At 70.1% G+C, this 22,983-nt stretch carries 20 protein-coding genes; 15 read left to right on the top strand and 5 right to left on the bottom strand.

The window, feature by feature from the left end:
- Positions 1-420 precede the first annotated feature (420 nt).
- The 3 genes from IEZ11_RS48795 (at position 421) to IEZ11_RS48785 (ending at position 4,425) form a co-directional block, all read left to right on the top strand.
- Entirely contained in the window at positions 421-1,248 is an 828-nt protein-coding gene (locus IEZ11_RS48795; protein WP_189269572.1) for an SDR family oxidoreductase, read from the top strand.
- A gap of 110 nt (positions 1,249-1,358) precedes the next feature.
- Positions 1,359-2,492 (top strand): NADH:flavin oxidoreductase, encoded by a 1,134-nt coding sequence (locus IEZ11_RS48790; protein ID WP_189269571.1) that lies wholly within the window; start codon positions 1,359-1,361, stop codon positions 2,490-2,492.
- A 409-nt stretch (positions 2,493-2,901) separates the two neighbouring features.
- Positions 2,902-4,425 (top strand): MFS transporter, encoded by a 1,524-nt coding sequence (locus IEZ11_RS48785; RefSeq protein ID WP_189269570.1) that lies wholly within the window; start codon positions 2,902-2,904, stop codon positions 4,423-4,425.
- Between the two features lie 128 nt (positions 4,426-4,553).
- Here the strand turns inward: IEZ11_RS48785 and IEZ11_RS48780 are convergent, their stop codons facing one another.
- Positions 4,554-5,162, bottom strand: a complete 609-nt coding sequence (locus IEZ11_RS48780) for a TetR/AcrR family transcriptional regulator (RefSeq protein WP_189269569.1) — start codon at positions 5,160-5,162, stop codon at positions 4,554-4,556.
- Positions 5,163-5,413: 251 nt separating this feature from the next.
- Between IEZ11_RS48780 and IEZ11_RS48775 the strand changes: the two genes are divergently transcribed.
- From IEZ11_RS48775 to IEZ11_RS48720, 12 genes are all read left to right on the top strand, one after another.
- A complete protein-coding gene (locus tag IEZ11_RS48775; protein ID WP_189269568.1) occupies positions 5,414-6,574 on the top strand; it encodes a thiolase family protein in 1,161 nt (386 codons plus the stop codon).
- A gap of 66 nt (positions 6,575-6,640) precedes the next feature.
- A complete protein-coding gene (locus IEZ11_RS48770; RefSeq protein ID WP_189269567.1) occupies positions 6,641-7,066 on the top strand; it encodes a Zn-ribbon domain-containing OB-fold protein in 426 nt (141 codons plus the stop codon).
- Complete coding sequence (locus IEZ11_RS48765; RefSeq protein WP_189269566.1) at positions 7,063-8,082, top strand: CoA transferase; 1,020 nt, start codon at positions 7,063-7,065, stop codon at positions 8,080-8,082. The genes IEZ11_RS48770 and IEZ11_RS48765 overlap by 4 nt, the downstream gene beginning before the upstream one ends.
- A gap of 30 nt (positions 8,083-8,112) precedes the next feature.
- On the top strand, positions 8,113-8,841 hold the full coding sequence (locus IEZ11_RS48760; protein WP_189269565.1) for an enoyl-CoA hydratase/isomerase family protein: 729 nt from the start codon (positions 8,113-8,115) through the stop codon (positions 8,839-8,841).
- Between the two features lie 34 nt (positions 8,842-8,875).
- A complete protein-coding gene (locus IEZ11_RS48755; protein WP_189269564.1) occupies positions 8,876-10,117 on the top strand; it encodes a CaiB/BaiF CoA transferase family protein in 1,242 nt (413 codons plus the stop codon).
- 64 nt (positions 10,118-10,181) lie between these two features.
- Complete coding sequence (locus tag IEZ11_RS48750; RefSeq protein WP_189269563.1) at positions 10,182-11,042, top strand: SDR family NAD(P)-dependent oxidoreductase; 861 nt, start codon at positions 10,182-10,184, stop codon at positions 11,040-11,042.
- 37 nt (positions 11,043-11,079) lie between these two features.
- Positions 11,080-12,558, top strand: a complete 1,479-nt coding sequence (locus IEZ11_RS48745; protein ID WP_189269562.1) for an aldehyde dehydrogenase family protein — start codon at positions 11,080-11,082, stop codon at positions 12,556-12,558.
- Positions 12,559-12,602: 44 nt separating this feature from the next.
- The gene (locus IEZ11_RS48740) at positions 12,603-14,015 is read left to right on the top strand and encodes an aldehyde dehydrogenase family protein (protein WP_189269561.1); all 1,413 of its coding nucleotides are present in this window, start codon (positions 12,603-12,605) and stop codon (positions 14,013-14,015) included.
- Between the two features lie 169 nt (positions 14,016-14,184).
- Complete coding sequence (locus IEZ11_RS48735; protein ID WP_189269560.1) at positions 14,185-14,382, top strand: ferredoxin; 198 nt, start codon at positions 14,185-14,187, stop codon at positions 14,380-14,382.
- Between the two features lie 8 nt (positions 14,383-14,390).
- On the top strand, positions 14,391-15,563 hold the full coding sequence (locus IEZ11_RS48730; RefSeq protein ID WP_189269559.1) for an NAD(P)/FAD-dependent oxidoreductase: 1,173 nt from the start codon (positions 14,391-14,393) through the stop codon (positions 15,561-15,563).
- A gap of 63 nt (positions 15,564-15,626) precedes the next feature.
- A complete protein-coding gene (locus tag IEZ11_RS48725; RefSeq protein ID WP_189269558.1) occupies positions 15,627-16,844 on the top strand; it encodes a cytochrome P450 in 1,218 nt (405 codons plus the stop codon).
- 110 nt (positions 16,845-16,954) lie between these two features.
- Positions 16,955-18,046 carry a zinc-binding dehydrogenase gene (locus IEZ11_RS48720; RefSeq protein WP_189269557.1) on the top strand — a complete coding sequence of 364 codons (1,092 nt, stop codon included), beginning with the start codon at positions 16,955-16,957 and terminating at the stop codon, positions 18,044-18,046.
- A 63-nt stretch (positions 18,047-18,109) separates the two neighbouring features.
- On the opposite strand, the gene IEZ11_RS48715 is transcribed toward IEZ11_RS48720, so the two are convergent.
- The 4 genes from IEZ11_RS48715 to IEZ11_RS48700 form a co-directional block, all read right to left on the bottom strand.
- On the bottom strand, positions 18,110-19,507 hold the full coding sequence (locus IEZ11_RS48715; protein WP_189269556.1) for an amidohydrolase family protein: 1,398 nt from the start codon (positions 19,505-19,507) through the stop codon (positions 18,110-18,112).
- The gene (locus tag IEZ11_RS48710; RefSeq protein ID WP_229713954.1) at positions 19,504-20,910 is read right to left on the bottom strand and encodes a CoA transferase; all 1,407 of its coding nucleotides are present in this window, start codon (positions 20,908-20,910) and stop codon (positions 19,504-19,506) included. Before IEZ11_RS48710 ends, IEZ11_RS48715 begins: the two co-directional genes overlap by 4 nt.
- Positions 20,911-21,213: 303 nt before the next feature.
- On the bottom strand, positions 21,214-21,888 hold the full coding sequence (locus IEZ11_RS48705) for an NAD-dependent epimerase/dehydratase family protein (RefSeq protein ID WP_189269555.1): 675 nt from the start codon (positions 21,886-21,888) through the stop codon (positions 21,214-21,216).
- Between the two features lie 67 nt (positions 21,889-21,955).
- Positions 21,956-22,771 carry an SDR family oxidoreductase gene (locus IEZ11_RS48700; protein ID WP_229713953.1) on the bottom strand — a complete coding sequence of 272 codons (816 nt, stop codon included), beginning with the start codon at positions 22,769-22,771 and terminating at the stop codon, positions 21,956-21,958.
- Positions 22,772-22,983: the final 212 nt, after the last annotated feature.

Below are 22,983 nucleotides of genomic sequence, written 5' to 3'. Positions count from 1 at the left end.
CCCGCAAACCCAAGACCCGCTACGCCACCGGCTTCGGCGCCCGCCCCATGATCACCCTCCGCAGCATCCTCACCGACCGCGGCTTCGACACCTTCATCTCCCGCGCCACCGGACTCCCACGCAACTGAACGACCTGGTACGCCTGCCTGGCAGGCGCACCGTCCAGTGCGCCACGGCCGCCCTTGATCCGCGGTCACCCTCATCCCGACTCTCGGGGGCACGGTCTCCGTGGTCCCCGAGAGGACCAGCGAGGTCGCCTCGCTGCCTCCGGCCCATGTCGCTGTCTGGGCCGTTCCTCCCGCGCCGTCGGCCGATGTCTCGCCCATCCTGCCGAGACCCGACACCGCGATCACACCCGTCTCCTGCACTTGCGGGCCAACGTGCCCTTTATCCATGCCAGTTCAAGACTTGGAGCACATCATGAGCAAGACCTGGTTCGTCACCGGTGCCGGCCGGGGCTTCGGCCGTCAGTTCACCGAGGCCGCCCTGTCCCGCGGCGACAAGGTCGCCGCGACGGCTCGTAACCTCGGCGCGCTGGAGGAGCTCGTCACCGCCCACGGCGACGCGGTGCTGCCGCTGGAGCTCGACGTGACGGACAAGGCCGCGGTGTTCGCGAGCGTCGACCGGGCCCACAAGCACTTCGGCCGCCTCGACGTGGTCGTCAACAACGCCGGCTACGGCCTCTTCGGGGCCATCGAGGAACTGAGCGAGGAGCAGCTGCGCGGACAGATGGAGACCAACGTCTTCGGCGCCGTGTGGGTCACCCAGGCCGCGCTTCCTCACCTGCGTGCACAGGGCTCCGGCCACATCGTCCAGATCTCCTCCATCGGCGGCGTCGCGGCCGGGCCCCTGCTGGGCGGCTACCACGCCTCCAAGTGGGCGCTGGAGGGGCTGACCGAATCCCTCGCGCAGGAGGTGGCCGGTCTCGGCATCAAGGTCACGCTGGTCGAGCCCGGCGCCTTCGAGACCGACTGGATCGGCTCGTCCGCGGTGCGCGCCGAGGCGCTGCCCGACTACGCACCGGTGCGCGAGCACCTCGCGAAGCTCATGGCGGAGTCGGAGGCGGGTGACCCCGTCGCCGCCGGCCGCGCACTGCTGGAGGTCGTCGACGCGGAGAACCCGCCGCTGCGGGTCTTCTTCGGGACCGTGGGCAACCAGTACCTCCCGCACATCTACGCCGACCGCCTGAAGACCTGGGCCGACTGGGCCGACCTGTCCGAGCGGGCCCAGGGCGGGAAGGCCGCCTGACCGGAGGGGCCGCCTGAGCCTCCCTCCCACGACCTCGGGCGCCCGGCCGGCGCCCCGAGTCGAACCAGCCCGCACGCGTCTACCGATTCGTTGTTGAGCAAGGAGCTCTCATGACCATCACCAGCCCGCCGCAACGCGTGGCGGAGATCTTCTCCCGACCCGTCACGATCAACGGCCTCACCCTGTCGAACCGCATCGTGATGTCGCCCATGACCCGGATGCACTCGCCTGGCGGCATACCGGGCGAGAACGTCGCGTCGTACTACGCGCGCCGCGCCGCCGCGGGCGTGGGCCTGCTCGTCACCGAAGGCACGTTCCTCGGTCACGAGTCCGCGGGCGGGGTCGACACCATCCCGCTGTTCCACGGTGAGGAGCAGCTCGCGGGCTGGAAGGCGGTCGCCGACGCGGTGCACGCGGCGGGCGGCAGGATCATGCCGCAGCTCATGCACGTCGGCGTGCAGCGTCCCCCCGGCGGTACGTTGAACGCCGACGCGCCGACCATCAGCCCGTCGGCCATCGGCCTCGACGGTACGGAAGGCGTCGGCAAGGCCATGACGCTGCGGGACGTGGACGACGTCATAGCGTCGTATGCCGAAGCGGCCGCGGCGGCGGAGCGGATCGGCTTCGACGGTGTGGAGGTCCATGGCGCTCACGGCTATCTGATCGACGAGTTCCTGTGGGCCCGTACCAACCGGCGCACGGACGTGTACGGCGGCGACCTGACGGCCCGTACGAAGTTCGCGGCGGAGGTCGTCGCCGCCATCCGGGACTCGGTCTCGCCGCAGTTCCCCGTACAGTTCCGCTTCTCGCAGTGGAAGAACGGCGTCTACGACGCCCGCCTCGCCGAGAATCCCCAGGAACTGGAAGCGATCCTCACCCCGCTCGCCGCGGCCGGAGTGGACTCCTTCCACGCCTCCACGCGCCGCTACTGGGTGCCGGAGTTCGACGACTCCGGTCTCAACCTGGCGGGCTGGGCGAAGAAGCTCACCGGCAAGCCCACCGTCACGGTCGGCTCTGTGGGCCTGGGCGGCGGCACCGACTTCGTCGACACCCTGTTCCACGGCAAGGGCGCCGAGCTCCGAGGCATCGACGACCTCCTGGACCGCCTGGAGGCCGAGGAGTTCGACCTGGTGGCGGTCGGCCGGTCCCTGCTGCAGGACCCGGAGTGGGCGGCGAAGGTCCTCCAGGGGCGCTACGACGAACTGACCCCGTTCGAACCCGCCGCCCTGGCCACGCTGAGCTGAGTCGACGGCCTGGACAGCCGGCTCGCACAACCGGCCGTCCCTCGCCGCCCTCGGGCTGAACCGTCTCAGCCGAACCAATTCGGTGAATGCGCGGGCCGGCACCGGGCCTGCACACGCCGGCGATCACTGGAACCGATGAGGAGCGTGCCCGAACACCTCCCGGGCCCGCACTTCCCAGGACCGGGGCTGCGTCGAGCGGCAGCGGCCCCGTCGCGCCGAATCTGTGGGGACGGGATCGGCGCTCCCGGGCCCGGCGGCCGGACATCCCCGATGTCCCCGCCGCCGGGCCCGCGGAAGCACTGTCCCCCGACCGTCCTGCCGGCCTCTTCGTCCCGCCGGTGGACCCCAGACTTCCAGGCCGTCACCGACGACGTGCCACAACCACATGAATCCGGAAGGGGTACCCCCCATGTCCCAGGCAGCCCACAAGGCTCCGGGCGCCGCCGGAGCGAACCGCTGGACGGCGCTCGTCTTCATTTCCATGGCCCAGCTGATGGTCGTGCTCGACGCGACGATCGTGAACATCGCCCTCCCCTCCGCCCAGCAGGACCTGGGCATCTCCGACGGCAACCGCCAGTGGGTGGTCACGGCGTACGCCCTGGCCTTCGGCGGCCTGCTGCTCTTCGGCGGCCGGATCGCCGACATGTGGGGCCGTAAGCGCTCCTTCATCACCGGCCTGCTGGGCTTCGGGGCGGCCTCCGCGCTCGGCGGCGCCGCCACCGACGAGACCATGATGTTCGCCGCCCGGGCCCTGCAGGGCGCCTTCGGTGCGCTGCTCGCACCGGCCGCGCTCTCCTTGCTGGCAGTGATGTTCACGGACGCCAGGGAACGCGCCAGGGCGTTCGGCATCTACGGCGCGATCTCCGGCGCCGGCGGCGCCGTCGGCCTGATCCTCGGCGGCGTACTGACCGAGTACCTGAACTGGCGCTGGACGTTCTTCGTCAACATCCCGTTCGCGGTGGTCGCCGCGTTCGGCGCGCTGCTCTTCGTCCATGAGCCCAAGGGTGAGAGTCACCGCTCGACCCTCGACATTCCGGGCGTGATCCTTTCCACCACCGGCCTCGTCTCGCTGGTCTACGGCTTCACCCGCGCCGAGTCCAACGGCTGGAGCGACTCCGTGACGGTCGGCCTCTTCGTCGCGGCGGCCGTGCTGCTGCTGGCCTTCGTGGTCGTCGAGACGCGGGTGAAGGCCCCGCTGCTTCCCCTGCGTGTGGTCACCGAGCGCAACCGCGGCGGCGTGTACCTCTCGCTCGGTCTCGCGATCATCGCGATGTTCGGCATGTTCCTGTTCCTGACCTACTACCTACAGGTCATCAAGGGCTACACCCCGGTCAGGACCGGATTCGCCTTCCTGCCACTGATCGGCGGCATGATCACCGGCTCCGCCGTGATCGGCGCGCGACTCATGACCCGGCTGCCCGCCAGGTTGCTCATGGGCGCCGGCTACCTGGTCGCCGCCTCCGGGATGTTCCTGCTGACGCGGCTGGAGATCGGCTCTTCCTACACCTCGCTGCTGCTGCCGGCCCAGCTGCTGCTCGGCCTCGGCATCGGCACGGCGTTCATGCCGGCCATGTCCCTGTCCACCCATGGAGTCGAGCCGCGCGACGCCGGTGTCGCCTCGGCGATGGTCAACACCTCGCAGCAGGTGGGCGGCGCGGTCGGTACGGCTCTGCTGAACACGATCGCCGCGTCCGCGACCACGTCGTACATCAAGGACCACGTCGCGGGTGCCGCCACCCGGTCACAGCAGCAGCTGATCCAGATGCAGGGCATGGTCCACGGCTACGCCAACGCGATCTGGATCGCCGTCGGCATCCTGGTCACAGCCGCCGCCATCGGCCTGACCTTCGTCAACGTCGGCCGCCAGTCCGGAGGCCCGGGAGTCGTGGCCGGGGCGGAAGGCGAGGCACAGGTCCCGATCGCCATGCACTGAGGGCCGGCCCCGTGAGGCCGCCGCAGAGCGTGAGTCCCGGCACCGCCTCGACGGGGCCGGGACGGCTCCCGTTCCGTCCGGGAGGCGGACAGAACGGCGTCCCGCGGTCGCGGTGGACCGCAGCCGGGTCACTGAGCAGGCGAATCGGCAGGCGCGAAGCGGGCCACGAACTGAGCGACGAGTTCGCCCCACTCACTGAGGAACTCCTCGCTCTCGGGGTCCCGGCCGGTCGCCAGACGGACCACCTTCGGCAGCATCGCGGGCACGATCTGGAGGGAGAGAGCCGCCAGATAGAACAGTGCGGGGTCGACGGCCGGGTCGATCTCACCCTGGTCCTGAGCCTTGCGGACCCGCTCGACGAGTTTGTCGTAGACCGCCCGGCGCTCGGCCTCCTTGTGGATGCCGCGTTCGCTGCTCAGAGCCTCGAACATCAGAAGGCGGTGGAACAACTGCGTGTCGCGGGAGTTGTTGATCCGCAGCTCCTCCATGGTGACCTCGGAGTACTTGCGGTCCTCGCCCGGCGGGAAGGCCCGGCTGGTGTTCTCGGCGATGACCTGTTCGAACACCGCTTCGTAGATCGCCTGCTTGCTGCCGAAGTAGTGATAGACGAGTTGCTTGTTCATGCCGGCCCGGCGGGCGATCGCGTCGATGCGCGCCCCCGCGAAACCGTGGGCGGCGAACTCCTTGACCGCGGCGTCCAGCAACCGCTGGCGGGGGGCTTTCCTGGGCCGGGCCATGCGTAACTCCTCAGTCGGCGTCCGGGACGGTCCCGAGTGGTTTCGGGGTCCTGACGTGGGTCGATTCTAGGCAGTCGGTTCACACGGCAAACAAAAGGTTGTTTGACCGGCGGTTCTGCGGTCACCTCCCGGCCGCGTGGTCCGGTGCGTGGTTTTTCATCCTTACTACCCCTTGCATCAGCCAGTATCACCAGGTAGACCTGGTTTATATCACCCAACCGTTTGGTTGAACTCAGAGGATGTGAGCCGTGATGGCGAGGACAGTGTCCAGGCAGGAAGCGGTCGTGGTCGGTGTCGGCACGACGGACTTCGGCGCGCAGTACCGCAACCGGGACGCCAACCGGTCCGATTACCAGCTCGGCATCGACGCCCTGAAGATCGCGCTGGACGACGCCGGTCTCGCCAAGGACGACATCGACGGAGTCCTGACCTGCCGCCTGCCGAACTACGAGAAATTCGGCACGCTGGCGGGCATCCGGCATCCCAAGGTCGTCAACGCCTACGAGGGCTCGGGCCGGATGGCCGGCGTGGTGCTCCAGCACGCCATCACCCTCGTCGAGGCCGGGCTCGCCACCACTGTCGCCTGCGTGTACGGGAACAACGGCCGCTCGGTCGGTATGACCTACGGCGGTGAGAGTGCCGGACGCGGACCGGGTGACGACACCGGTGCGTACGACCTCGCGTACGGCATGACCTCGCCGGGCGCCTACGTCGGCATGATGTACCGCCGCTACCAGCACCTGTACGGCGCCCCGGACGGCGCGCTGGCCCCGCTGGCGATCAACAACCGGACGAACGCGGCGCTCAACCCGGTCGCGGCGATGACCAAGCCGCTCACCGAGGAGGAGTACCTCTCCGCGCGGTACATCTGCGATCCGCTTCGGCTGTTCGACTACTGCATGATCAACGATGGTGGCGTCGCGATCATCGTGACCACCGCGGACCGTGCCAGGAACCTGCGCAAGCCCGCCGTGCGGGTCATCGCCACGGCCGGGTCCGCGGACCTGACGGGCCACTACACCAAGCCGGACTTCTTCGACACCGCCGCCCGCGACGTGGCCGGCCGGGTGTACGCGCAGGCGGGTCTCGGCCCCGAGGACGTCGACTGCGTGCAGATCTACGACAACTTCACGCCCATCGTGCTGTTCTCGCTGGAGAGCTTCGGTTTCGCGCCCCGCGGCGAGGGCTGGCAGTGGATCAAGGACGGGCGTATCGGCCTCAAGGGCGAGACCCCGGTCAACACCAGCGGCGGCCACACCAGCGAGAGCTACATGCAGGGCTGGGCCCTTCAGGTGGAGGCGATCCGCCAGGTGCGCGGCGACGCCGGCGACCGGCAGGTGGCCAACTGCGAGACGTCCCAGTACATCTGCGTGGCTCCGGTCGTGAACTCGCACGTCTTCCAGCGCGCGTGACGCCGCTCTCGGCGCCGTCAGATACCCGCGACCACTCGTTCCCCACTGTCTTCAGGAGCCACAGCCATGACCACGCAGTACGCCAAACCCCTGCCGCGCGTCCATGACCTCAACCGTGCGTTCTTCCTCGGCGCACTCGACGGGAGGCTCGTCCTCCAGCACTGCGACGCATGCGGACACGTCTGGTTCCCCTCGGCCCAGAGCTGCCCGAAGTGCCTTTCCCAGGAGATCACCTGGAAGCCGGTGTCCGGCCGCGGGCGCGTCTGGTCCTGGGTCGTGATGCACCAGCGCTACATCCCCGCCTTCGCCGACGACCTGCCCTACGCGGTGGCCTTCGTCGAGCTGGAGGAGGGCCCGTTCATGATGACGTCGATCGTCGGCGCGGAGCCGGAGGACCTGGTCTGCGACATGCCGGTGGAGGTCGCCTTCGACCAGGTCACCGACGAGGTCGCGCTGCCGAAGTTCCGTCCGGTGACGGGGGAGGCGTCGTGACCGGCGCCGGGGGCGCGCTGACCGGCCTCCATGTCGTACAGGCTGGAGACAGTGTCGCCGCGGGTTTCTGCGCGAAGGTCTTCGCGGGCCTCGGCGCCCGGGTCACCAGGATCGTCTCCGCCCAGGGCGGCACGCCCTACGGAGACACCCAGCTCTTCCTCTACCTGGACGCGGCCAAGGAGATCCGCCGGGCCGACCAGACGGACGGCGAGATCGCCGAACTGCTCGCCGGCTGCGACGTGCTCCTGGTTCGCGACACCCTGCTCCTCGACTGGGCCGAGACGGTGACGGCGTTCGAGACGGAGAACACGCGCCTGGTGGTCGCCGAGTTCGGTGACTTCGGCGACCGCGGACCGCAGGCCGACTGGCAGGGCGGCGAGCTGGTCTGGCAGGCCGCGGGCGGGCTGCTCGCGCTGCTGGGCGACCCCGACCGCGAGCCGCTGATGCTCGGCGGTCATCAGATCGCCTACTCGACGGGCCTGCTCGCCTTCACCGGCGTCATGACCGCCCTCGCACACCGCGACCGCCCGGGCGCCCCCGGCAAGGGGCAGCGGCTGCGGGTCTCCGGCCTGGAGACGGTCGCGTACCTGGAGTGGAAGGGACCGGTCTACTACCAGGCCGGCGGCAGTCTCATCCCGCGCGGCAAGGAGAGCGGCCCGGTCGTACTGCCCTGCGCCGACGGCCACCTCGCCTTCTACTACCGGGCGACGGACTGGCCGCGCGTGCTGGAACTGTTCGCCTTCGACCCCGTGCTGTCCGAGGAGCGGTTCGCCACCCAGGGCGGCCGGATGGCCGAACAGCCGGAACTCGTCGCGCGACTGTCCAAGATCACCATCCAGCGTTCCAAGTACGAGTGGTACCAGGCGGCGCAGACCCTGAACATCCCGGTCGGCTACGTGGCCGACACCCGGGATCTCGTCGAGTCGCCGCAGTACCGGACGCAGGAGTTCATCGACACCGCGCCCGGACTGCCCTTCCGGTTCAACGGCCGGCGCCCCGCTGCTGTGGGCCACTGATCCCACCCATCACGAAAGGCCCCCACCACCATGGGCGACTCACTGATCCTCACCGACATCCGCGACGGCTACGCGATCGTGACGCTGAACCGCCCGGACAAGCGCAACGCGCTGAGCCGGGCCGCACAGGCGGAGCTCCGCGACGCGCTCGACGAGATCCGCGACAAGGGCAGCAAGGCCGTCGTCATCACCGGAGCGGGAGACGTCAGCTTCTGCTCCGGCGCCGACACCCGCGAAGGGGCACCCACCCAGCGGCGGCCCGCCAGCGCCCCGGACTCGTGGCTGTACACCCAGCACCTCATCACCGACCACCCGGCGGTCTTCATCGCCGCGGTCAACGGCTTCGCGCTCGGCGGCGGTCTGACACTGGTCCACAACTGCGATCTGGCCGTCGCCGCGGACACCGCCACCTTCGGCGCTCCCGAGATCACCTTCGGCATCTTCCCCGCCCTGGCCGGACCGTCCACCGCCAAGCGGATCCTGCCCAAGCACGCCGCGGAGCTCATCTTCACGGGCAAGCGCGTCGACGCCGCCACAGCACTGCGCTTCGGCCTGGTCAACCAGGTCGTCCCGGCCGCCGAACTGCTGACCACCGCCGTGCAACTGGCCGAACACATCGCCCAGTTCGACGCCACCGCCCTGGACTACAGCAAGCAGGGCTACCGCACCTCGGCCGACCTGCCCTGGCACCAGGCCCTCGACTACGGGGTGCGCAGCACCGCGGTCATCAGCGCCCAGCGCGCCATCGGCACCACGTGACCGCCACGACAGCCACGAGCCAGTGAGGACAGCCATGAACACCTTGGCACTCGACCACATCCGGGTCGCCGACCTCGGCATCATCACGGCCGGGGCGGCCACGACGCAGGTGCTCGCCGACTTCGGCGCCGATGTCATCAAGGTGGAGTCGACGACGTACACCGACCCGTTCCGCCAGTGGACCCAGGTGGCCGCGAAGAGCAGCGGCCCGGCGGACCTCAACGCCAGCCCGCCGTTCCAGTCGGTCAACCGCAACAAGCGCGGTGTCGGCATCGACCTGAAGCACGCCCGGGGCCGGGAGGCGTTCCTGAGGCTGGTGTCCGTGTCCGACGTCGTCGTCGAGAACTTCCGGCGCGGGGTGCTGGAGCGGCTCGGGCTGGGCTTCGACGAACTGCGCGCGGTCAAGCCGGACATCGTCCTGGTCTCGCTCACCAGCCAGGGTCTGACCGGACCGGAGAGCGGCTACATCTCCTTCGGCTCCACCCTCGACGCGCTCGGCGGACTGATGTCCGTCACCGGCTACGACGACCAGACCCCCCGCTGGTCGGGAACAAACGTCAACTACCCGGACCAGCTGGTGTCCTTCCTCGCCCCGGGAGTCATCCTGGCCGCCCTGCGGCAGCGGGACCTGACCGGCGAGGCGATCCACGTCGACTTCTCCCAGCGGGAGTCCGTCACCAGCGTCATCGGCGAGTCGGTTCTCGGCTACACCACCACGGGCGAGGTCGCCCGCCCACGCGGCAACCGGGACCCCGTCGCTGCCCCGCAGGGCGTGTACCCCTGCCAGGGAGAGGAGCAGTGGCTCGCCCTGTCGGTCCCGGGCGACGAGCAGTGGACCGAGCTCTGCCGGGTGCTGGATCTCCCGGCCCTGGCCGAGGACGACCGGTTGCGCACGGCCTCGGGGCGACAGTCCGCGCACGACGTCCTGGACAAGCAGATCGCCGCGGCGACCGCCGGACGGGACAAGCACGACCTGGCCGCCCGGCTCCAGGAGGCCGGCATAGCGGCCTCCCCGGTCCTCGACGCCGGAGAGGTCCTGGACTCCCCCCAACTGGGCGCCCTCGGCTTCTTCCAGGACGCCGCCCCGGGCGGTTTCCCCGCTCACCGGCAGCGCGGCTTCGCCGCCGGACTCCAGGACACCCCGGGCACCGTACGGCAACCGGCGCCCCGTCTCGGCGAGCACACCCGGGACGTGCTGTCCGCGCTGCTCGGCTACTCGGACCAGGAGATCACGGAGCTGGCCGACGCCGGCGCGATCTCCCTCGACGAACACTGACCACCGGGCCCGGCCAGCAGGCCGGTCGCCCGCTCTCACCACCACCCGCGAAAGGCACGTCAACATGAGCACCCTCAACGGCAAAGTCGCCGTCGTCACCGGAGGCGGCCGCGGAGTCGGCCGCGGCATCTCGCTGGCCCTCGCGGCAGCAGGAGCGCAGGTCGTCGTCAACGACTTCTTCAAGGACAGTGAGGGCGCCGCCGCCGACAGGACGGTGGACGAGATCACCGCCGCCGGCGGCACCGCGCTCGCGAACTACGGCGACGTCTCCACCTTCGCGGGGGGCGCGGCCATCGTCGACGCCGCGGTGGAGCGCTTCGGCCGCGTCGACATCCTCGTGATGTGCGCGGGCAACTTCGGCCCCGTGCCGACGCTGGACGTCACCGAGGACCACTGGGACCTCACCATGTCCGTCCACCTCAAGGGCCACTTCGCCTGCTCCCAGGCGGCCGCCCGGCACATGGTGGAGCAGGGCGACGGCGGACGGATCATCACCTTCGCCTCCCGCGGCGCCTTCTACATGACCCAGCCCGCCTACGCCGCCGCCAAGGCCGGAATCATGGGGCTCACCACGGCACTGGCCGGAGACCTCGGCAAGCACGGCATCACCGCCAACTGCATCCTGCCCAGCGCCGGAACGCAGCTGTTCCCCGGCGACGACCCGAGGGCCCGCACCTTCGGCGGCATGCCCGCGAGCCGCAGCCTCGACCCCGAGGACATCGCGCCCATCGTCACCTACCTGGCCGGCGACGACGCCAAGGACATCACCGCCCGCTTCTTCTACGCCTCCGGCGGCGACATCTGCGCCTTCGCCCAGCCGCTGGCCGTCCATGGCGGCAGCAACACCTACCTCCGCAAGGACGGCCGCTGGACCCCGGAGGAGCTCGGGGAACTGCTGCCCGGCGTCCTCGGAGTCGGGCAGTAGCCCGGCCGGTACGGACGAGACCGACAGGAGACGGACCATGACACTTCCGGTGACCAAGGACGAGGGCACCGCACCCCGCGACTGGCCCATGCTGATCGACGGCCGGCATGTCGAGGCCAAGGAGGGCGGCTGGCTCGACGTCGTCGACCCCGGGACGGGCAAGGCGTTCGCGAGGGTGCCCGACGCCCGCTCCGCCGACGTGGACCACGCGGTGGCCGTCGCGCGTTCGGCCTTCGACGAGGGCAGCTGGGCCGGCCTGCCCGCCGAGGAGCGGGCCAGGCTGCTGTGGCGCATCGCGGATCTCATCGAGGGCGCCGGGGAGGAACTGGCCGCCCTGGAGAGCCGTAACCAGGGCGCGCCCGTGATGGCGGCCCGGGGCGGGCAGGTCAACGTGGCGGCGAAGACCTTCCGCTACTACGCCGGGGCGGTTCAGCGTATCGGCGGCAAGGCCACGGACCTCAACTCCTACGGGCTGCGCTTCCACGCGTACACCCGGCGCGAGCCCATCGGTGTGGCCGCCCTGATCGTGCCGTGGAACGCGCCGCTGTCCCTCGCCTCGTGGAAGCTCGCCCCGGCCCTCGCCGCCGGCTGCACCGTCGTGCTCAAGCCGGCCGACGAGACGCCGCTTTCGGCACTGCGGCTGGCCGAGATCTGCCAGGAGGCCGGCGTCCCCGACGGGGTCGTCAACGTCGTCACCGGCATCGGCAGGGAGACCGGCGCCGCGCTCGCCGCCCACCCGGACGTCGACAAGATCTCCTTCACCGGGTCCACCGAGGTCGGACGGGCCATCGTGCACGCCGCCGCCGGCAACCTGAAGAAGGTCAGCCTCGAACTCGGCGGGAAGTCCCCGGTCGTCGTCCTCGACGACGCGAACCTCACCGAGGCGATCCCCGGTGCGGCGGACGCCATCTTCCGCAACTCCGGCCAGGTCTGCACGGCCGGCTCCCGGCTCCTGGTCCACGAGGGGCTGTACGACCAGATGGTCGACGGACTCAAGAAGGCCGCCGAGTCGCTGCGACTGGGGTACGGGACCGACCCGTCGAGCCAGCTGGGGCCGCTCATCTCGGAGCGCCACCGGGAGCGGGTCGCGGGCTACGTACGCAGTGGCATCGAGCAGGGGGCCGAGGTCGTCACCGGGGGAGAGCCGCTTCCCGGAGACGGGTTCTTCTTCCCGCCGACGGTCGTGGCACGGGCCACGCCCGAGATGCGTCTCGTCCGCGAGGAGATCTTCGGCCCCGTGGTCGCCGTCCTCCCCTTCACGGACGAGGACGAGGCCGTCCGCCTGGCCAACGACACCACCTACGGCCTGGCCGGCAGCGTCTGGTCGCGCGACGTGTCCCGGGCCCACCGGGTCGCGGCGCGACTGCGGGCGGGCCGGGTCGGCATCAACGTCCATCCGATTCCCGACGTGGCGATGCCCACCGGGGGATACAAGCAGTCCGGCTGGGGACGGGAGCTCGGCGAGGAGGGCCTCGACGCCTTCCTGGAGACCAAGTCCGTCCTCACCCGTCTCTGACCGATTTTCCGTACCGATCCGGACAAGCGAAAGAAGTGATCAAGGTGAGTGATGTGCTGCGGCACTACATCGACGGTGCCTGGGCCGAGCCGGCCGACAGCACGACCGCGGACATCGTCAACCCGGCGACCGGGGAGACGACCGGCAGGCTCGCGCTCGGGACCGAGGCGGACGTCGACTCGGCCGTCGCGGCGGCCCGCCGCGCGTTCGTCTCGTACTCGCAGCTGAGCGTGGCGGAGCGGGTGGAGCTGCTCCAGAAGATCGCCGCGGAGTACGAGCGTCGCGCGGACGACATGGCGGCGGCCGTGACGGCGGACATCGGCACACCCCTGTTCCTGGCCCGGCTCTCGGCGGACGCCGCCGTCGGGTCGATCCGGGAACTGGTGGAGATCCTGCCCGAGTACGCCTTCGAGGAGCGGCGGGGCGGCTACACCGTGCGCAAGGAGCCGATCGGGGTCTGCGGACTGATCCCGCCGTGGAACTACCCCGCTCTCCAGATGACGGAGAAGGTCGTCCCCGCGCTGGCGGCCGGTTGCACGACGGTACTGAAGCCCGCGGAGATCGCGCCGTACAGTGCCCAGGTCTTCGCCGAGATCCTGGACGCGGCCGGGGTCCCGCAGGGCGCGTTCAACATGGTCGTCGGCAAGGGCTCGGTGGCCGGCAGCGCGCTCACCAAGCACCCCGACGTCGACATGATCTCGTTCACCGGCTCGACCGCGGTCGGGATCCAGATCCAGAAGGACGCGGCGGACACGGTCAAGCGGGTCACGCAGGAACTGGGCGGCAAGTCGGCGCACATCATCCTGCCCGACGCCGACATCCAGACCGCCGTGGCCACGGCCGTCCAGGGCGTGATGGGCAACTCCGGCCAGACCTGTGTCGCCCCGACCCGGACGCTGATCCCGCGTTCCCGCCGGGACGAGCTCGTCGGCGCGATCACCGCGGCGGTGGAGGCGGTCACCGTCGGCGACCCGCAGACCCAGGTGTTCATGGGGCCGGTGTCCTCGGAGCGCCAGTGGCAGACCGTGCAGCGCTACATCCAGGCCGGCATCGACGAGGGGGCCACCCTGGCCACCGGCGGTCCGGGGCAGCCGGAGGACGTGAAGGGCGGCTGGTTCGCCCGCCCCACCGTCTTCGCCGACGTCACCAACGACATGACCATCGCGCGCGAGGAGATCTTCGGCCCGGTCATGTCGCTGATCACCTACGACACGGTCGACGAGGCCGTCGACATCGCCAACGACAGCCCGTACGGACTGATGGCGTACGTCAGCGGCGCGGACCAGGAGCAGGTGCGTGACGTGGCCGCGCGCGTGCGCGCCGGACAGGTCCTCCTCAACGGCGCGCAGCTCGACCTGACGGCACCGTTCGGCGGCTACAAGCAGTCGGGCAACGGCCGTATCTGGGGTGTCGCGGGCCTGGAGGAGAACCTCGAAGTGAAGGCCGTCGTCGGCTAGCAGGCCGAGCCGGTCCGTCACCCCCGATCCGCCCTCTTCCACCGGATGTCTGCCAGGGAAGGCCTTCCGGTGGAAGAGGGCCCCATCGCGGCAGACCCCGCGATGGCCGACAGACATGAGCGGCCGCCCCCCCGGGCCGCTGGGCAGCAGTAGAGAAAGAAGAAGTGCCATGCATGTGGAAGTCGACGTCCCCAAGTGCGTCGCGTCGGGACAGTGTGTGCTGCTCGCCCCCGACGTCTTCGATCAGCGCGACGAGGACGGCCTGGTCGTCCTGCTCGACGACAACCCGGCGCCCGAACTCCATGACAGCGTCCGGGAGTCGGCCACGGTCTGTCCCGCCGCCGCGATCCGGCTGACCGAGTCGTGAGCGCGGCCATGGACCGGATCGTCATCGTCGGAGCGTCCTCGGCCGGGCTCGCGGCCGCCGAGACCCTGCGCCGCGAGGGCTATGCGGGCACCATCACCCTCGTCGGTGACGAACCCCATCCCCCCTACGACCGGCCGCCCCTGTCCAAGGAGATCCTCTCCGGAGCCTGGACCTCCGACCGACTGGCGCTGCGCACCTCCGCCGACCTCGACGCCCTCGGCCTGGACACCCGATACGGGCGCCGGGCGGTCCGGCTCGATCTCCACGCCCGGTCGGTGCATCTGTCCGACGGCTCCGAGGCGGGCTTCGACGGACTGATCGTGGCGACGGGCGTGCGGCCCCGGCACCTGCCGGGTGAACGCGCCCATGTGCTGCGGACGGTCGACGACGCCCTGGCCCTCAAGGACCGCATCGGGCCCGACCGTCACCTGGTCGTGGTCGGTGCCGGGTTCCTGGGCGCCGAGGCCGCCGCGGTCGCCCGCGGACTCGGCGCCCGGGTCACCCTGCTGGAGCCCGCGCCCGTGCCCCTGGCCCACGCGGTGGGCGAGACGGTCGGTCAGGCGCTGTCCCGGGCCCACCTCGACCACGGCGTGGACCTGCGCACCGGCACGGCCGTCAGCGAGGTCACCGCCCAGGGCGTACGGCTGAGCGACGGCAGCGTCGTCGAGGCCGACGACGTGCTCGTGGCGATCGGCTCGCACCCGAACACCGAGTGGCTGGAGGGCAGCGGACTCACCGTCGACAACGGCCTCGTCTGCGACGAATACAGCGCAGCGGTCGGCGCGACGGGCGTCTACGGTGCCGGCGACGTCGCCTCCTGGCACAACCCGCTGTTCGACACGCGTATGCGTATCGAGCACCGCACCAACGCGACCGAGCAGGGCATGACCGCGGCCCGCAACCTCCTCGGCGCCGGGCGGCCGTTCACTCCCGTTCCCTACTTCTGGTCCGACCAGTACGACATGAAGATCCGGGCGTTCGGCTACCTCCGGGGGCACGACGAGGTACGCATCGTCCAGGGCGACCTGGCGGAACGGACGTTCCTGGCCGTGTACCGCACCGGCGACCGGCTCAGCGGCGCCCTCAGCGTCGGCATGCCGCCCAAGGCCATCAACACCTGGCGCCAGTCCATCGCGGTCGGCGCCCAGTGGGCGGACGCCGTGTCCACGGCCGCCGCCTGATCGCGCGCCACACGATCACACCACCCCATTTCGTTTCTTCGGACCTCTTGGAAAGCGACTGTCATGACCCAACCCGCACCCGCACCCGCACCCGCCCCCGCATTCGTCTACGACCGACCGAAGGACGCGCCACTGGGTCCTTCACCCCTGCTCGTCGCGCTCCGGGACGAGAAGCCCGTCACCCGGGTCTCCGTGTGGAACGGCAAGCTCGAATCCTGGCTGGTGACCCGCTGGGAGGAAGCCCGCGAGGTACTCGGCAGCCCCTCCCTCAGCACCAACCCGAACCACGCGGGGTTCCCGGCCGTCCGCGAGGGCGTCAGGCAGCGCGAGCGGGGCTTCTTCCAGATGTACGACCCGCCCGTCCACACGGCGATGCGCCGTACCCTGACCCGTGAGTTCATGGTCAAGAAGATGGACGCGCTCCGCCCGGCCGTGGCGCGGATCACGACCGATCTGCTCGACGACCTGACCAAGAAGAGCGGACCGGTCGACTACGTCGAGCACTTCGCCCTGCCACTGCCCTCGCTGGTGATCTGCGCACTGCTGGGCGTCCCCTACGAGCACCACGAGTTCTTCCAGGAGAACTCCAAGCCGTTCGTCGACCTCACCGCGACCGCGGAGCAGGTGACGGAGGCCTACGCCAGGCTGTCCGCGTTCCTCAAGGAGCTGCTGGCGGCCAAGCGGGCCAACCCCGGCGACGACGTCGTCACCCGGCTCGGTGAGCAGGTGGACGCCGGCGACATCACCGAGCAGGAGGCCGCGGACCTCGGCGCGCTCCTGCTGTTCGCGGGACACGAGACCACCGCGAACATGATCGCGCTCAGCACCGTCACCCTGCTGGAGAACCCCGAGCAGATCCCGCGGCTCTTCGGCACGCCGGAAGAGCTCGCCAACGCGGTGGAGGAACTCCTCCGTTACATCTCCGTACTGCACGGCGGACTGCGCCGCGTGGCGACGGAGGACCTGACGATCGGTGACGTCACCATCCGTGCCGGAGAAGGCGTGATCGTTCCTCTCTCCGTCGTCAACCGTGACCCCGCGCTCTTCACCGACCCCGACCAGCTCGCCCTGGACCGCTCCAACGCCCGTCAGCACCTGGCCTTCGGCTACGGAATCCACCAGTGCCTCGGGCAGCCGCTGGCCCGCGCCGAGTTGCAGATCGTGCTGCCGGAGGTCTTCCGCCGCATGCCCGAGCTGAAGCTCGCCGCCCCCTTGGACGAGATCACCTTCAAGGCGTCCAGCATGGTGTACGGCGTCCAGGAACTGCCGGTCACCTGGTAGTACCCGCGTTCCACAGCGTCGTCGACATCGATCGACCTGGGCCGTGACGTCCGCGCGGTGTGCGGACCCGAGACGGCTGTTCGCACACCACACGGAAGGGCAACAAGATCGTGAAGGCATCCGTCACCAAGGGCCTCGGCCAGGGTTTCGTGGTCGAGGAGGTCGAACTCGCCGATCCGGTCGGTCGCGAGGTCAGGATCGAGGTCAGGGCGGCCGGTCTGTGCCACTCCGACCTCACCATCGCCACGGTCGCCGGACAGGACTTCCCCGTGGTGCTCGGCCACGAGGTGGCCGGCGTGGTCACCGCGGTCGGTCCCGAGGCCCGGCAGGTGAAGATCGGTGACCATGTCGTCGCCGGCCTCATACGCGCCTGCGGGGACTGCGCCAACTGCCTCGCCGCGCGGAGCTACATCTGTCTGCACCCCGAGCGGACTCAGCGAGCGGCCGACGAGCCCTCCCGCATCACCTGGCAGGGCCGTCCGGTCGCACTGGGCCTCGGAGGCCTCGCGGGCTTCGCCCAGGAGGCGCTGATCCACGAGAACCAGCTCGCCGTGATCCCGGAGGCGATGCCCTGGGCTCCCGCGGCGCTGCTGGGCTGCGGTGTGATCACCGGCGCGGGCGCCGTGCTCAACAGTGCCGACGTCCAGGCGGGGCAGTCCGTCGTGATCATGGGCGCGGGCGGCGTCGGCATGAACGCGGTCAGCGGTGCGCGGCTGGCCGGCGCGGAGTCGGTCATCGTCATCGACGTCGAGGACGTGAAGCTCGAACGGGCCGCGGACTTCGGCGCCACTCATGTGCTCAACTCCCGTACGACCGACCCGGTCGCGGAGGTCCGGAAGATCACCGGACACGGCGCGGACCATGTCTTCGACTGCGTGGGCCTGCGCCATGTCACCCGGCAGGGACTGGAGATGCTGGCGAAGGGCGGCGGCCTCTACCTCATCGGTGTGGGCGGCCTGGACGCGGGCATCGACGTGCAGACGATCGCCGTGCTCACCCGGTCCCAACGCGTACAGGGCGTCGACATGGGTTCGTCCCACCTCAAGCGGGACATCCCGATGTACGCCTCGCTCTACCTTCAGGGGCGGATGAACCTCGACGACCTGGTCTCCCAGCAGATCAGCCTCGGCGAGATCAACGAGGGATACGAGTCGCTGAAGGACGGAAACACCCTGAGGGTGGTCGTCACCGACTTCTCGTGAGCGGGTGCGATCGCCGTCGCCATGTCTGTGGTTGCTCTCGCACTGAGGGGCCGAGCGTCGTGACTAACGCCGGTGAACAGGTTCACCGTTGCGCAGCACCAGCACCACCAGTTCGGCGGACGGCTCGGTCAGGCTCGCCTCCAGGGGCTCGCCGAGAAGACATAGATCGGCGGGCGAGCCCGGTACGACGCGCCGAGGTGCGGCGCCGGGGGACCGGAGCGGTGAGAGGAATCCGGAGAGTGCGATCCGGGCGTCGACCTGCTCACGAGCGCCCAGCACGGTCCCGGATCGGGTGCGGCGGGACGACGCGGCCGCGATGGTGCGCCAAGGGTCCGGATCGCCGAACGGGGCGTCGCTCGAAGGCGCTGTCGGCACGCGGTGTGCCAGCAACGTGGCGTAGGGGTAGAGGTGTTCGACATCCCGGGGATCGACCGAGGTCAAGTAGTCGTCGCCCCGGGTGGCGATGAACGAGGGCTGGGTGACCACCGTCAGCCCCTTGGCGACCAGCGCTTCGCACAGCTCCGGCGGTACCACAGCGGCGTGCTCCAAGCGGTCGCCCTCACAGGGGCCCACGATCTCCAGAGCAGCCAGGGTGAGCAACAGGGACTCCCGCGTCACGCAGTGCACGGCCACCGGTCGGTCGGCCCGGTGCGTCCGGCCGATCACGTCCGCGAGATGATCGAGTCCCGGAAGATCGTGGTCGCGAAGGAGGATCTTGCGCGGCCCGACGGACATGCCCGGGAGGAGCGGGGTCCCGGTCGCGGCACCCAGCAGCTGAACCGACTGCGGCAGGCGTCCGTCGCGTACGGCGCTGGTCAGCAGTGCGAGGCCCTTCTCATCGAGATCCGGGGTGGCATCCGTTACCCCGGTGATTCCGTACGACGCCAACCGGGCGCCCGTCGACGCCAGATCGGGCGGTGGAGCACCGACCGCGGCGCGCAGGCGGTCGTCGTAGCGCCACAGACGGCCGGTCGGACGGCCGGCCGCGTCGCGTTCGACGTCCAGGGTCTCGTCCAGAGCGTGGGCGACGACTGCCAGCCCCGCGCTGTTGAGGATCCACAGCGCCCCGCCCCTGTGTTGCAGCCGTACGGGGTGGTCGGGGACCATCTCGTCCAGGGCGAACCGGTCCAACAGGCCGGCCACCGACTCGCTGTACCAGGTACCCCGAACCCAGCCGTCCGCCGGAAGGCCACTCGCCGCCTTGCGCAGGGTTGCACTCAAAGCGGCCGCGTCGCTGACCGCCGGCGGACCGCAGAAAACAGAGCGCTCCGCCGCGGCCATCGCCAGCAGATGCACATGATGGTCGTGCAGCCCCGGCAGCAACGCGCCGCCGCCGGCGTCCACGACCTCTTCGTCCGGCAGCGGCCGCAGTCGCTCCGCGACATCCGCTACCTGTCCCCCCTGCACACGGACGTCGACGAGGCGGCCTTCGACCTCGGCTCGCGCGATGAGCAGCCTCACGGGCACCACCGTGCGAGTACGTGTTCGGTGTCTGCGCCGGATTCCGCGGCCCGCCGAGGCGCCCGTCGGGCGCGGGGCTGCCGGACCGGGAAGGCGCCGTGCTCGGTCTCCACCCACCAGTGGTCGTCGGGCCCCTGCCGTACGGCGTGTGGTTCGGCCGGTCCCTGAGCGGCGAAGGCGGCGACATCTCGCATGGAGACGTCGATGAGACAGCCTCGGTCCCCGGCGAGAGCGGCTGTCGTGGCGGCGGCCGCGTGGACGCCGGCGAGCGGGTCGGCGAGGGCGTCCCCGCAGGGCAACGGTCCGTGCTCCGTCCACACGATCAGGCCTGCGCCGGCTGCGACGTCGTCACCGAAGCCCACACGGTTCGCCCACGGTCCGGTCCGCCCGTAGGCCGTGATGCTGGTCCACACCGTGCCCGCGGCGACCGCCTTCTCGGCGTCGATGCCGAGGTGGCGCAGTGCCCGGGGGCGGGAGGCCTCAAGGACGGCGTCGGCGGATTCCACGAGCCGTCGCAGGGCCGCGACGCCCGTCGGTGAGGCGAGATCAAGGGAGACAGAGGCGTGCCCCGCATGCAAGAGGTCGTAGAAGTCCGGCGGTCCGAACCGGGCACCGTCGAGACGGTGCGGGCTCTCGACCTTGACGACGTGGGCTCCGGACAAACTCAGCAGCCGGGCGCACAGCGGTCCGGCCCAAAGAGAGGTGAGGTCGACCACGAGCGGCCGCCGACGCCGGTGCCTGCGCGGCCCGCCCTGCTGGATCAGCACTGGGCTGGGGCCGAATCCGGTCGATGCGGAGCGGTGGGCGCTCTGCTCGTCCGGGAGGCGGAGGGGCGTCGTTGCGACGGCCGCCGCCGGGACGCCCACCAATTGCGCACGGTCGGCGACGTCGCTCGCCCTCCGGCCCGAGGCCCAGTGCTCCAGGGTGGCCCAGACATCGGTTCCGATGCTGTTCTCGATGAGGGCCGGAACGAGTTCGACGTCGTCCTGCCGGGCCAGAGAGATGCCCACCCAGCCGTCCGCGGCGGGGAGGATCCGGAAGGCTCCGCCGGGCGACCATGGTCCTCGCCGGGACAGTCCCGCGATGGCCGCGCGCTCGCCGAGCAATTCGGTGCCGGGCAACCGGATCCGTTGTCCCGTACGCGCCCGGCCCAGGGCTGCGATCGCTTCAAGGGCGAGGCGAAGCACGCCGGCCGGCGCACCCGGAGCCGCGAAAGGAGGTCCGCCGGGTCGGCCGGTCAGGGCCATCGCCCCGGAGTCCGCCCAGTCGCGCAGGCTGTTCACCGGGGGACCCGCACAGCAGCCGTCCAGCAGGGCCGCCGCCGGCTCGCCGAATGCGGCGGTCAGCCACGAGGCTCGGTCGGTGGACTCGGAGTCGGAACCGGAGGAGAAGGTGGGTATCAATCGGGTCCCCGTAACGGCACTGGCTCTAATCCGACAGGTCAGCGGAGTTCAATACAGTGACGGCGGAGTTCAACACGGTGGTGATTGATATTCCGCCGACGTCCGGAGAGCTGGTCCTGCTTTCCTGAGCCAGGTCTCTGGCTCCCCAGGAATACAGTGTAATGCCTATGGCGAAGAGGACGGCATATCCGATGAATCGGTGGACTGCTTGTCGGTTCATGGTCCGCTCGGCAAAGCTGAGGTCTTTCTTTCGAAAGACGGTGAGATGACGATTGTCGGAGATCTTCCCGACCGTTGCGCGCCTCAATTCACCTCGGCGCCGAGCCGGTTGATCTCAGGGCTGTACAGCACTGCCGGACCCCGACCCCGCAGCCGCGCCGTCGCGATCATCGCGCGGCCCAGGTGTTCGGTCGTGGTCACATGCCTCGGCGTCAGCCGAAGCAGCACGGGATAGAGCCACCCCGTGAGCCGGTACAGCAGACGGTAGACAGGGACCCGGGCGGACGCCCCGTTGCGGGGCTGGATGAAGCCGGGCCGGAACATGTAGGCGTTGAACGGCATGGCCAGCAGCGCGTTCTCGGTACGGCCCTTCACCCGAGCCCACATGGAACGGCCCCGCTCCGTGCTGTCGGTGCCCACCCCGGACACGTAGGCGAAGGTCAGGTTCGGACTGCCGGCGCTCACGGCGTGGGCAGCGGCCAGGGTGTAGTCGTACGTGATCCGGGTGTACTCCTCCTCGCGGCGGCCGACCGAGGTGACGCCCAGACAGAAGAAGCAGGCATCGAGGTTCTTCAACTCGCCCTGGATCGCGGTGTAGTCGGTGAAGTCCGTGTGCACGAGCTGGCGAAGCTTTGGGTGCTCGGAGTTCAGAGGAATACGTACGACGGCCAGAACTTCGGTGACGTCCGGTTCCAGGAGACAGGCGCGCAGGACGCCCTGTCCGACCATGCCGGACGCCCCGAAGACGATGACGCGCATGTGCTGCTCCAGTGGGTGGATGAGGTCGGGTACTGCACGCTCGGGATCCGAGCGGCGTCGATGTCGTTCAGCCCTGTGCGGCGCGCGAGAGATCTTCCCACTCGGCCCAGGTCTGCAGACGCTGCGCGTACAGACCCCTGACGATGTCGACGGGCTGGCTGCCGAGAAGGACCCGCAGCGGCGGGTTCTCGGCGTCGACGATCTGCAGCAGGGCCCGGCCGGCGGCGACGGGATCGGCCGGCTGCCTGGCGTCCCGCATGGCCTGGATGGCCTTGTGGAACTCGGCGTAGGCGGGATGCGGTGCGGCCTGTACGGCGGAGCTGTCCGCCCAGTCCGTGTCGAAGCTCCCCGGTTCCACGAGGGTGATCTTGATTCCCGTTCCCTGCACTTCCTGGGAGAGGGACTCGCTGAACCCCTCCAGCGCCCACTTGGAGGCGTTGTAGCCGCCGACGAACGGGAACGCGGTGATCCCGTTGACGCTGGAGATCTGGACGATGTGGCCCGAGCCCTGTTCACGCAGCAGCGGCAGGACCGCCTGCGTGACCCAGAAGGCGCCGAAGAAGTTGGTCTCCATCTGTCCGCGCAGCTGCTCCTCGGTCAGCTCCTCGATCATGCCGAAGAGGCCGTAGCCGGCGTTGTTGACGACCACGTCCAGGCGGCCGAAGTGCCGGTGCGCGGCGGAGACGGCGGCGGTGACGGCAGCCGTGTCGGTCACGTCGAGCGGCAGCGGCAGAACCGCGTCGCCGTACCTCTCGACCAGATCGCCGAGCGATTTCGGGTCGCGAGCCGTGGCCGCGACTCTGTCGCCGCGGCCGAGCGCGGCCTCGACGAAGGCGCGGCCCAGGCCGCGCGACGAGCCGGTGACGAACCAGACCTTGCTCACGAGGTTCTCCGTTTCTCGGATTCTGGGGTACATACGGGTAGCCGACTGCGCTCGCCTCGACGGGTTGCCGGGCATCCGGGATCAGGCCGACCGTGGGAGTCCGGTGGCGCGGGAGATGAAGGTGTCGAAGCCGCGGTCGGTGAGGAGGCTGCGGAGGGTGATCATGGGGCGGGCGCCGAAGCCGGTGGCGTAGCGGGTCTTGGGTTTGCGGG

This window comes from Streptomyces fuscichromogenes, from assembly GCF_014645815.1.
Taxonomy (GTDB): domain Bacteria; phylum Actinomycetota; class Actinomycetes; order Streptomycetales; family Streptomycetaceae; genus Streptomyces; species Streptomyces fuscichromogenes.
Note: the sequence above shows the minus strand (reverse complement) of the source record. Positions and strands in the feature narration are given on the sequence as shown.